11 protein-coding genes and 1 pseudogene are annotated in these 11,642 nt (G+C 41.5%); 9 read left to right on the top strand and 3 right to left on the bottom strand.

Going from position 1 to position 11,642, the window contains the following annotated elements; genetic code table 11:
• Window positions 1-75: 75 nt before the first annotated feature.
• Both R7Z41_RS23275 and R7Z41_RS23270 read left to right on the top strand, forming a co-directional pair.
• Window positions 76-1,059 (top strand): annotated as a pseudogene (locus R7Z41_RS23275) (alpha-amylase); the annotation flags it as partial.
• 130 nt (window positions 1,060-1,189) lie between these two features.
• Entirely contained in the window at window positions 1,190-1,444 is a 255-nt protein-coding gene (locus R7Z41_RS23270) for a hypothetical protein (RefSeq protein WP_005375990.1), read from the top strand.
• Between the two features lie 74 nt (window positions 1,445-1,518).
• Here R7Z41_RS23270 and R7Z41_RS23265 read toward each other — a convergent pair whose 3' ends face one another.
• Both R7Z41_RS23265 and R7Z41_RS23260 read right to left on the bottom strand, forming a co-directional pair.
• A complete protein-coding gene (locus R7Z41_RS23265; protein ID WP_005375991.1) occupies window positions 1,519-2,307 on the bottom strand; it encodes a lipase family protein in 789 nt (262 codons plus the stop codon).
• Window positions 2,308-2,376: 69 nt separating this feature from the next.
• Window positions 2,377-3,306 (bottom strand): CHAD domain-containing protein, encoded by a 930-nt coding sequence (locus tag R7Z41_RS23260; RefSeq protein ID WP_021707732.1) that lies wholly within the window; start codon window positions 3,304-3,306, stop codon window positions 2,377-2,379.
• Window positions 3,307-4,093: 787 nt separating this feature from the next.
• Here R7Z41_RS23260 and R7Z41_RS23255 point away from each other — a divergent pair.
• From R7Z41_RS23255 to R7Z41_RS23235, 5 genes are all read left to right on the top strand, one after another.
• Complete coding sequence (locus R7Z41_RS23255) at window positions 4,094-5,686, top strand: hypothetical protein (RefSeq protein ID WP_212734075.1); 1,593 nt, start codon at window positions 4,094-4,096, stop codon at window positions 5,684-5,686.
• 153 nt (window positions 5,687-5,839) lie between these two features.
• Complete coding sequence (locus R7Z41_RS23250) at window positions 5,840-7,030, top strand: site-specific integrase (RefSeq protein WP_169644543.1); 1,191 nt, start codon at window positions 5,840-5,842, stop codon at window positions 7,028-7,030.
• A 79-nt stretch (window positions 7,031-7,109) separates the two neighbouring features.
• Window positions 7,110-7,499: a hypothetical protein gene (locus R7Z41_RS23245; protein ID WP_169644541.1), complete on the top strand. Its 390-nt coding sequence runs from the start codon at window positions 7,110-7,112 to the stop codon at window positions 7,497-7,499.
• A 29-nt stretch (window positions 7,500-7,528) separates the two neighbouring features.
• Window positions 7,529-8,086 carry a hypothetical protein gene (locus tag R7Z41_RS23240; RefSeq protein ID WP_169644539.1) on the top strand — a complete coding sequence of 186 codons (558 nt, stop codon included), beginning with the start codon at window positions 7,529-7,531 and terminating at the stop codon, window positions 8,084-8,086.
• A gap of 62 nt (window positions 8,087-8,148) precedes the next feature.
• Window positions 8,149-8,571 carry a DUF2787 family protein gene (locus R7Z41_RS23235; RefSeq protein ID WP_169644537.1) on the top strand — a complete coding sequence of 141 codons (423 nt, stop codon included), beginning with the start codon at window positions 8,149-8,151 and terminating at the stop codon, window positions 8,569-8,571.
• Between the two features lie 801 nt (window positions 8,572-9,372).
• On the opposite strand, the gene R7Z41_RS23230 is transcribed toward R7Z41_RS23235, so the two are convergent.
• Window positions 9,373-10,254 (bottom strand): helix-turn-helix transcriptional regulator, encoded by an 882-nt coding sequence (locus R7Z41_RS23230; RefSeq protein WP_169644535.1) that lies wholly within the window; start codon window positions 10,252-10,254, stop codon window positions 9,373-9,375.
• A 267-nt stretch (window positions 10,255-10,521) separates the two neighbouring features.
• Here R7Z41_RS23230 and R7Z41_RS23225 point away from each other — a divergent pair, with 267 nt between their 5' ends.
• Both R7Z41_RS23225 and R7Z41_RS23220 read left to right on the top strand, forming a co-directional pair.
• On the top strand, window positions 10,522-10,779 hold the full coding sequence (locus tag R7Z41_RS23225; protein WP_169644533.1) for a hypothetical protein: 258 nt from the start codon (window positions 10,522-10,524) through the stop codon (window positions 10,777-10,779).
• Between the two features lie 296 nt (window positions 10,780-11,075).
• Window positions 11,076-11,252: a hypothetical protein gene (locus tag R7Z41_RS23220; protein ID WP_019280745.1), complete on the top strand. Its 177-nt coding sequence runs from the start codon at window positions 11,076-11,078 to the stop codon at window positions 11,250-11,252.
• The last annotated feature ends 390 nt before the right edge of the window (window positions 11,253-11,642 follow it).

Genomic DNA, 11,642 nt, shown 5'->3' with positions numbered 1-11,642 from the left:
CCCACCTCCGCAGCCATTTATTGGTGTGGTCTACAGAGGATTATGTCTTTTTAGAGGGGAAAATCCCTAGAACCCCACTTTGATGGCGTGGACTGGGACGATGCTGGCGAAGAAAAAGCTATCTTCAAATTCAAAGGTGAGGGTAAGGCATGGGATTGGGAAGTGAGCTCGGAAAAAGGCAACTACGATTACCTTATGTACGCTGATCTAGACATGGATCACCCTGAAGTGAAGCAAGAGCTGAAAGACTGGGGCGAGTGGTATATCAACATGACGGGTGTGGATGGGTTTAGAATGGACGCGGTGAAGCACATCAAATATCAATACCTGCAAGAATGGATTGATCACCTACGTTGGAAAACAGGGAAAGAACTTTTCACGGTCGGAGAGTACTGGAACTACGATGTGAATCAGCTGCATAACTTTATCACCAAAACTTCTGGCAGCATGTCTCTATTCGATGCACCGTTACATATGAACTTCTACAATGCGTCTAAATCGGGTGGTAGCTACGATATGCGTCAAATCATGGATGGTACGCTGATGAAGGACAATTCAGTCAAAGCGGTTACCTTAGTAGAAAACCATGACACTCAACCTTTGCAGGCTTTGGAGTCGACGGTTGATTGGTGGTTTAAGCCGCTCGCGTACGCGTTTATCTTATTGCGTGAAGAAGGTTATCCATCCGTGTTTTATGCAGATTACTACGGCGCGCAGTACAGTGATAAAGGGCATGACATCAATATGGTCAAAGTGCCTTACATTGAAGAGCTAGTAACACTGCGTAAAGATTATGCGTATGGCAAACAACATTCTTATCTCGACCACTGGGACGTAATTGGTTGGACTCGAGAAGGTGATGCAAAGCATCCACATTCAATGGCCGTGATCATGAGTGATGGACCTGGCGGCTCGAAGTGGATGTATACGGGTAAACCAAGTGCTCGCTACGTAGACAAGTTGGGTCTCCGAACTGAAGAAGTTTGGACTGATGCGAATGGTTGGGCTGAGTTCCCAGTAAACGGCGGATCTGTCTCGGTTTGGGTTGGCGTTGAATAATCCATTCCTGTGATTTTGATACAGAGTAGGCAATTCTTGATAAAACTCTTCAATGAATCAATGTGTTATTTGATATTCATTCGACAAATGAGTAACTTATAGTTGAGCATAATCTAGAGGAAGATAAAGAATGGAATCTATTGCTGATGTATTGGTTGTGGCTATTGTGTTCGGTGCCATATTTGGGGGCGGGATAATAAAGTTAATCTTGAACCATCGTAAAGAAGTAAGAGCGTTGGAGATATCTGAACGTAATACGATGAGCCGAGAAGAACAAGATAACCTTAACAAGCAAATTGGTGACTTGAAGCGACGTGTTGAAGTGTTAGAGCGAATTGTCACAGATAACAAATATCAACTTGAAAAAGAAATCGCCTCTCTGTAGATCACCACTTAATCGTAAAGCCGGCGAAGTCCGGCTTTTTGGTGTCTGTACGTCATACCTTTCGGATGTTTAACTCAGCGTTCATCAAAAAAGTCTTTGTCGCGAATGTATTTACTCATAAAGTGATAAGAGAACGGTCGCATTAACCAACTAAATAAGGAGCGCCCAAGCCGTATGAGCGTTGGGGTGTTCTCGTATATTCTCCCGTTATATAACCATAGCATTTTGCCTACATGCCAATACAAAAAAGGTACGGGCGGCATAAAGGTCACGATGTCGATGTCGCAACAAATCCTGTATGTTTTGTGCCCCAAACGGTAGCGTTTCTTAAACGTCCAATCTCCGACAGCGGGCTGTCCGAAAGTGACCACGCGTTTAATGCTTTTGGGGTATTTTTTCTCAATATAGTCAGCAAAAACACTGCCAATCGCGCCACCTGAAGAGTGGCCAGTAATAGTGATTCTTTTTCCCCTGAGAATAAGTGGTACAACGATACCTTCGAGGCGTTCGATCACGGTCAACCCTAACCGATCTTCATTCCGGCTCGGTAAACTTTCTTGGAACAACAGATGATAGAAACCCGCGTGAATGCGATAGTTTAGTCCCAACCTTCGACAGCTTCTCGTCCACATCGCGAAGTTCAACAACCAATCACTGATACTGTGTGAGCCTTTAATCACTACGACCACTTCACTCTGTTTTTTACTCCAGAGCACGCGAATCATAATCTTACCGTGTTCATTTCTAATGACTCGTTGCCCATTAGGATCGAATCCATATTGAGTTTGTCTGAAGACGCGAGGGTAGGCGAGATTACAAAGCACCGCATAGCGCTCGTATTGGTATCGTTTTAATGGTTTCACGTTATCTTTCTTAATGGAGCCCAACGATTGACTGTAATTAATGAATATTAAGAATACGTGAACCTTGATTTAGGGTCGGTAGAGATTTTGTGTATTGGAATCGCGAATGAAAGACTCAAACTGGCTTAAATGCGTCAAGATGGTTTGGCGAGAGAGTTCATGATGTTCGCTAAGCACGTTAATTAGCTTTTTCAAAGCCTTACGATCTTGTTTATTGAGATTTGCTGTTTCTTTGAGTTGTGCGAAAAATTCAATTTGACTTGAAGTGTCGTTAAAGTCACCGAGCTTGTCTTGCAATAGTTTTAGTTGTTTCACGTTGTTTTTGTGCTGTTGGGAAGGATAGAGCGTGGAAAATCCTTCTAACAAATAACGAAGCGCTTTGCACTTTATCCGCATCGAATGAATCACGCTGTCACGACTTTTGTCCGAGATTTTGCGTCGTGCTTTATCAACTTTTTTAAATTGAACGGAGATTTTTTGGCTTGCGAAAAGTAACGCAGGTACGTTGCTATCCACTGGTTCGTGTTGCGTACTTCGCAACATACTATTCCTGATCAAAGTGCAGTGCGTTGTGTATTCTTGTGTATCTAGCCAACGCGTAACTTTTGCTTGTTCGTAAGCACGTTCAGATTCTATAAAGCAAAAAAGTTGCTCAAGAGACGATTTGTGATTTGGGAGCATTTCAATGTATTGGTTTTTGTCCAAGATAAATACGTCCAAATCACGCAGCTTATTTGTTTTCTTCATCATTATTCTTAAATGAGGTTTCAAAATACGCTGTTCAAAAGGAGGGATCAGTTCGCGAAGTAGTGAGCATAGTGAGCGTATGCGCCTCAGTGTGACGCGATATTGGTGTGTATATTCAGGATCCAAGTCGTCGATGACTCCCTGCTCCAGAGAGCGTGCATAATCAAATTCAGTAAGGAAGAAGTGGGGCACTACGAAGTCGAGTTCGGAGTCGGCATGTAAGGGTAAGTGAAATGATGGTTTTCGAAACATGATGAGCGCTATTTTGTTCTCTGAAATACACGTTAAGTTTATACCCATACTGTTAACTTGCGCGATTTGTTGGCTCTTCATTGATATAAAATGAGAAGGTTAAAAGGCACGAAAGCAAAGTGTATTGATGATCAAATAAGCAAAATGATCGCCCTTTGTTCGTTAGAGTCGTCTTTTTAACCATTTGAATAAAAAAGACTAATTTTTTGTTGACCAGATAAATTAATCCGTTAAAGTACGCCTCGTTCTCACGACACAGGTCGCTGAGAGATGGTGTTACCATCGCAAAGATTTGCGTTGCCCTGGTGGTGGAATTGGTAGACACAAGGGATTTAAAAATCCTAGAAAAATTGCGGTGTCGTAATCAGTAAAAATCATATCAAGCCGGCTTAATGCTGGTTTTTTTGTACCTGAAATTCAGGGTAAGCCTTCTCCTCAAACCTACCTCCTGTCTATCTCCTGTTCTCTGTGCAGATTTCCTGTGCGATTAAAGTGTCAAGAATCTCCTGTGCTGATGAACTGTGCGTGATTTACGTGCCAATATAGCCAAGGCTGAATTGCTGTGGGTCTCTTGTCTGTGTCCGGTCTGGTGGGGCGTGATGAAGCGGACGCGAAACCTAATAAAAGTTTTTACTTAAGGGTTAGTGTCCACTTTATAGAAAATTAACTAGTAATCATCCCGGCCCAAACGTTATCAGTTCACAATTTTTGGCAAGTATGCGCATGCTGGAATATCTTTCTTATGCAGCGTGTTGATATGATTGTGTGCTAAAGATCAGCTTGAAATATGTCTATCGAAAACCTGTTTGTTGAAGACATTCAAGATTCATATTTGGAAAAGGGCGAGTTAATGAGTAAAGTATCATTGTTTTTTGGTGCTGGTGCCGAAATTGGCTATGGTTTACCGTCAGGAGGGAAATTTGCCCTCGACATATTTAGAATGGATGTTGCTGAAGACAAAAAACGGTTAAGAGAAGCAAGGGAAAAAGTCAATAAACGCTCAAATTATGCCAAGAATTGGCTACCACAAGACTATGAGAAGAAGCCCATATCATCATTTGGTAGAACTCAATATGAAAGCTTGGTTAAAAGTAGTTTAGAGTACAAACGTTTTGATATTATTAGATATCTATCAGAATTTGACTCTAGAGTCTCAGAATTAGCCCGTAAGTTTGATGAAACATTTGATAGAAACATACGCGAAGCTTTTGAAAGGGTTTTGGGTATATCATTTGGTTCAGAAACATTTAGCCATGAAATTAGAATTTCTGGTATTTTGGGAGATTATAATCAACTGTTCTCAAGCGACTTTTTCTCGAGTTACTTGAAAGCACTTGAGCTCCCATCCACGGATGAAAACTTCTTTATAAGAAAAAGGTGCCGTGACTTTTGTCGTTCTGTCCTTGAGCTGCTTATAGGGGCTTGTGGCGAAGAATTAGTGCATAATTTAAATGATGGCATTTTTGAAAAGAAACCTGATGAGATTGACATATTTGATGATCTCGGGGCTATTTTTTCTTTAGATTATAGAGGGGCAGGTTTGACAGGCCTCGAAGTTATCTTAGATGGCGAGCCAATTGCAATAACAGCTGATACAAGTGATGAACACCTTATATGTGCATTTGCCCTAGAAATTCTTGAAGATATCTTTGCTGCTTCACTAGACTATCAATCACTGATTGATTCTAACTGGCGCTATCTTTATAGCCCAAAAACAGATTGGGCCAAATTTTGCAAGATAAATATATTTTTGAATACGGCTCAACGATATATATCATCTATAGCTGATAAATTCCATGAGAAAATAATAAGTGGTGATGGTTACTATCATGATATTCTAAATATTAAAGAAGAGCATGAAATTAAGGCTATTGGTACAACGAACTATAACAACTTTATCGGAACAATATCAGATGAAGATGTTTATTATTTGAATGGTTCAGTTGATGACTGCTATGATCCTTACCTAAATACTATTGTATCTAAAGAAATCTCAGCCGATAGTCAGCATTTTACAGTTCCATTTTTATTTACTCAAAGTGGGATTAAACCTCTCACATCAATTAAAATGTCTGAACGTTATGTGAAATTATACAATAACCTAAAGGAGTCTGATGTAGTCGCAGTTATAGGCTATGGTTTTAATGTGGATGACGGGCATATTAATGGCCTATTCCGTTCTTGTATAGAAGATGATGGAAAGGAACTAGTTATTTTTCACTACACAAATGACTTTGGTGCAGAATCTGATTTAAAGCTTAAAGAGTATTATCAAGAAAGATTGAGGTTGAAAGACCATTCAGGAATTACCGTTATTAAAGTAGGGAATGACCGGAAAACACCTGAAGGTAGTTTTTGGTACGATACGTTGAGAGAGTAAAACAGTTGAACTTTCTTTGTCAGTAACCTGGAATAGATGTGAAGCCTGACTTGTCTGTATTACATTAGGCTTCGTGTCCGACTTTCTTCCGGATTAGTACAAAAATTAGACATATATTCTTATTGAGTAAGCCAGTAAAGAGGTTCACTTAATATGGAGAAACGTTTTAAATTCACTACGGCTAAGATCACTAGCTTACCTTCCAATGATCCTAATTCTCGGTCCACTGAAGCAGAGTATTCCTGTTCCGAATTATCGGGCTTCAAGGTTCTGGTTGGTAAAAATGGGCGAAAGAAGTGGTTGGTTCGATATACTTTGAATGGTAAAAAAGGCTCTTTATCTCTTGGTACGTTTCCAGAAGTTTCCTTGGCGGATGCAAGGAAGCAAGCGCAACGTATTAAGCTAATGGTTGCTGAAGGAATAGATCCAAAAAACTCAACCGTCAAACCAGACATACCTACTGTATCTGAATACTTCAACAATCACTTCATTAAAATTTCTAAGTCACGCAAGAAAAGCTGGCGTCATGATATAGCAAGATTTAACCACTGTGTTGATATTTGGGATATCAGTTATGACCAGCTTAAAGTTTCACACATACAGTCCATGGTTGCAGGATTGATGGATAAGGTTCATTTACGTGGTAAGAAGCTAAGTCGTTCAACAATTAACCGTGTGTTATGTTTGCTCAAGCTAATGGGCCGCATGATAGAAGAAGAGTACTCCATTCCCAACGTTGCGGCTCGTGTTAAGTTGTTTCCAGAAACAGGAGCTAGGGAGCGATGGCTATCGCCTCAGGAGATAAAACGGATTTTCGAAGAGCTAAGAAAACCGGATTATTGTCCTATTCGTAGCCGGTTTATTATTCTGCTTTTCATGCTGGGATGCAGAGAACGCAGTCTCAGGGCTGCTCGTTGGCCAAATATTGACCTTGAAAATGGTGTGATGCGTATACCAAGGGAAGACTCAAAGAATGGGTTTCAACACCAGATCCAGCTTACACCCCAGGCGATTCAAGAGTTTCGTTTTTTGCTAAGGCTCAAGAAGAAGGGGAACCCATATGTATTTCCAGGGCAAAAAGAAAAGTCACACATCAGCCAACCTCGACATTTGTTCAACAAGATCAAAAAAGAATTGATGCTTAAAGAACCCGATCAGATCGTTTTTCATACAGCACGTCACTCTTATGCATCATCACTTATATCTGCAGGCGTTGATGTTGGTGTGCTAAAGCAACTTCTCGGCCATAAGTCCATTAGTAGCACAATGCGTTATGCGAGAGCTGGGAATGAGTCTCTTCGTCAATCTTCGCAAGTTCTAATCCAATTAATCGACGAAGCCTAATCGCTTCGATATTAAATCAACATATCAAGCCCGAACTCAACGAATGAGTTCGGGCTTTCTTATATATGGAGTTTTGAAAATGAAAATAATCACACAATTCAATGAGCTTGACTCTCTACCATTATCGAAAGAGACGATAGCAGCTTTACGACACCACATGACTGAACCATTCGAATTTGATGATGTAATTACTGCTGAATTCTGGCAAGAGGTTAGCACTAGCCTGATATTAATCGAAGAGTCAGATACGGATGAATCCATTAATCAGCAACCAGAGAGTGTTCAGCATCTTATTCGTTTTGTACAAAACTACCCCGAAACGGTTTACCTTATTAACAGTACTGACACGGATTTTATCATTGCCCTTGCCATCATCACATCAGCAGGGGGCGGCGTTTATTTAGTTAGTCCGACATCAAATACGTCTCACCCTGTACAGGTTTTGTTACCGCACGCAGAGTCGCTATAACTCAAGCCAAACAATAAGGATAAATATCTATGTCCCGCAAAACCGCCAGTAATAAAAATAAAGCCGATAGCGAGGTAGAAGTTATGGAAGAAAACTTACAGACAGGAATGGAACCGGAGAAAGTACAAGAGACACAAGACCAAGGTAATCAGGAAGCAATAGAGTGTGAGAATACTGCCACTTTGCTATCAGGGAAAGCTAAAAAGCTTAGTCCAAAGAGCGAGAGTTACATTTATTTCGACTTGGTCAAAACAATAGAAGATGAAGAACTGCATCTAAAGCTAACGGGCAATGATAGTGGGGGCTTATTTACCAAAGAACTCATTTCAATAAGAAAATTGATAAATATTCTTAAGGAGTACAAAGATAAATCATTTAAAAGTACAGTGTTAAAACCAGCAATAATCGGCGGAAGTGCTAATAATCCCTCGTTTACAGCTAGTGCACTGAGATCTGATACGATTGGACTAATAAAGGCTGCGCCGAATAGTCTGTTTCTTCACGTTCTGTCGACAAATTTTGATGAACGTCGTGATCAACTGCTCGCATTAGTTGACGCTGACACCTCCACCGAAACTACCGCATAAACCCCTTTCATACTGCGCACTAATCAAGAGCGCAATCCTCGAAAAATCAAAGAGAAATTATTATGAAACTGACCTATGGCGAAAAGCTAGGGCTACCTGTGTCTGATGCTTTTAAACAACTAATTAATGAAGAAGTCAGTAAACATCAAATCAACAATGACGTTACCGCAATTACGCTTAATTACCGTGATAGTTTATATACACCCGAAGATGGAGGATTTCACCCAGTAGAGCTACGTTTTGAGAAAAAAGATAACTGCTGGCATCTGGCTTACCTGACTGACTTTTCCTATGCTGGCCTTTACTCTGAACTTGAGAAAGAAATTGATTTCGATGTGACTCACGATGTCGCTTTCATCCGGTTCATGGGCGAAGTACCACTAAGCAGGCCAGATGTGCAGGACTTCTTTAAAACTTACCAGGCTAACTTTATCAGCTATGTAGCAATGGAAGCTTACGATGACGTTAAGCTAACTGTGGACTGAAGGAACGACCAGACCGGGACAAGAAATGAACAGGAGAAATTTTCACGTTGCTCTGGTCTGTACATTGGACAAGCCATCATGCCAGTGAAAACAAGGTGCGATGGCTTTTGCCTTTTCATTACTGGTCACCGAGCCAAGGGATTAGAAAATCCTTGAACTTCAAAGCCAAAGGAGGAGATCTGAATGACCTTGTGTCAAATCAGTAGTTGGAACTGTCAGGGAAAATTCCCGAGAAAGTTAGCGTTCGACTCATGGCTACATGTAAAAGCAAGGGCTGAAAACAGGTGCGTTGTGTTTGTGGAAGGTCAAAGCGGCCACGGAGCCTAAATCACATTGTTATAAGGTGAACTGGCCGGTTGATGGGGGACGGATTAGTAATCGGCTATTCCGGCCCCATTACTATTACTGGCAATGAGGAAGGGTAATGGATCGCCAAACGGACAATTTTCGTTAAACGTGATGCACTCTAACGATAGCCAGAGGTGATTGAATCTGTAATTTCAATAGCTATATATTATTAACAATTCGGCCCCTAGCGGGTTATTTATTAGTTTATTAGGATGTACTAAAAAATAGCAACGTTTTAAGTTTTCCCTTATTCGGTATCAGTCTACGATTCCATCAAGTCAAGGGCTTTGTATGCGGAGCATGGAAAGACAAGAAAATGGCTCATACTGGAATGTTCAAGGCTAGGGCCGAGGAGTTGGGTAACTCGCGGCTTGATTATGTAGCGGGGTGTCTACGACGGAGATGTCAGCCAACACCAAGATTTAGACGGTGATTGACTAGGAACTGTGGCTTTTACATGACGGTGTTCAGGTAGATCTGAAGTTCTTGCTTCAACTGGTACCGCAACCAGTCGGGTGACAATACCTCTGCATCAGGAAGCCACGCCTTTAGCTGACGAAGCAAGTGTGGAATGTTATTGGTTTGGTTACAGGCTAATACGTCTCCGGAATCCAGTACTTTCAACATTCGAAAATCATGGTCGGTGCTTTCATTGAAGAAGGCATCGGCAATTCGTCCCCGAATCTGTATAACCACGTCAACAGGAGTTATTAACTCAACATCTGATCGCCAACCAGTGATGCTCTGCTCGACGTTAGTATCGGGAGAGTATTTGTCCTCATATCGGACTAACTCGGAAATTCTGGCAACTCTGAGTAAATCTAGGCGGTTTCTGTGTGCTCCGGCGAGATACCAGAGTCCTCTATCGTTCACCAACCGGTATGGGTGGAACTGATCATAGGCCTGTCCATCGCAGACAAAGCTGATTACGTGCCGTAGTTGAACCGATTCGATAAGTTTCTGGAACATAGAAGCGTTTTCGCTGATGTCTTCAATCCGTGGGTTCTTGAATAGAAACGGCGTCGTCGGTTTGTTGTTAAGCACTCCGTTACTCAGGTAGTGCTTGCCTGAAAACAGGGTGTCGAGTCCCATGTTGGCAAGTAATGTTGATATTTCGTGGTTAGTCTGCTTACCCAAGACTTTTGGATCAAGAAAATAACATGCACCTTCGCGTTGAATAGGGAGGTAATTTAATCGCTCATTGAAATCCCTCTGCAGGGTTCTTTCACTCACACCGAACTCTCGCCTCAATTCTTCCAGATATAGCCGTTCTCCCGTATTCAAACGGGTCAAAATAATACCAAGTCTTTTCGCTAGGGTGTCGTGTTCTTTCATGCTACGCATTTTAGATAGACCACTCGTCAGGGCATGTCGTGCTTTGAGAGAATCCGATTATTTCTAGCTAAACTTCATAAGGTTACTGATATTGCTATAGCTTTTATTGGTCGCCACAGCGTATGTCTGACAAGGCATATATAACTTGAGTGAAATTGATTCACTCGTCTCGACACTACCTGTCGATCACCCTCTTTAAACTATTAACCATTCTCGCTTTCGGTGCCTTTACCGATGGCGTCATGACGTATTCAAGGAAACAACACAATGAAAAAATCAATCATCCTGCTAGGTCTAACGTGTCTATTCGCTACCACATCATCATTCGCTGGCGGTACGCTCGGCGGTAATCCGGCTGACATTTCGAAGATAGAAAAATCCTGGAATGGGAAAGCAGGTAAACAAGTTTACTCTCAGTCTGGCCCACGTATTGAGTGGTATGCCGATGCCTGTGGAACCATGAATGGCAAAGTCATGGATGTGGCGAAATGCGGTCTAGATACCCCTAAAGGTAAAGCACAATAAGTTTCGTTGCGGAGCTTGGCTCAAGGTACATCGGTTTCGAATTGGACTCTCTAGGCCGAGGTATCAATGAGCTTCGCAACACCCCATTACTTCATCCAATAAACAATAAGGAGTCTTTATATGACGATTAAATCAATCACAACCCTAGTAACAACCTGTCCGGCATGCGGTGAGCGTGCTTATGATGATGGTAGCTGTCAGGTGTGTGGTCACTCTCACTAAGCAGTGTTACAAAAAATTAGAGGACCATGTTCTTTACTGAGCATGGTCCTTTTTCATATATAAAAGAGGCAAACATGCAAAGCAGAACCTTTTCACAATCGTCATCCCAATCCAAAAAGAACACAGGTATTCGTGCAGCGAAAATAGGTGCAGCTCTCGGAGCTAGGTACTATGGGGCCTACGGTGCTTTAGCTGGTGGAGTTGCTGGGTTTTTGATCGGTATTGTCGCCGACGAGGTTATAGATGATTGACTGAGCGCCAGAAGAGCAGGGGAGAACCCTCTGCTTTTTTTTGTTAAGGGGCAATGAGGCTCACAAAAGTGGACGTGTTTCCTTAGTAAATGACTCATTAAGGAATGTCGTCCACTTTCGTTCACGCAGTGATTACACTTGATTTTTGAGTTCTGAGTGTCTCCAAATTATTTTTGGACAGAAGTTACTTAGAGTTTCTACTTAAAGTAGCAAAACACGAATAACTTCAAGTATGGAAAATTCACTTAAGTTCAGTGTCCACTCTGACTGGAGCAGATCAAATTGAAGATATATCTGAGTCTGTACAACCATTCCCAAAAACTATACCTCTTCGTGGGCTAATATTTAGTTTGGAAAGTTTCTGATAAGCCGATATGTAATTTTGGTATT

The sequence above is a fragment of the Vibrio sp. 1457 genome, from assembly GCF_033340195.1.
Lineage (GTDB): Bacteria > Pseudomonadota > Gammaproteobacteria > Enterobacterales > Vibrionaceae > Vibrio > Vibrio alginolyticus.
This window is presented reverse-complemented; position numbering and strand designations above follow the sequence as displayed.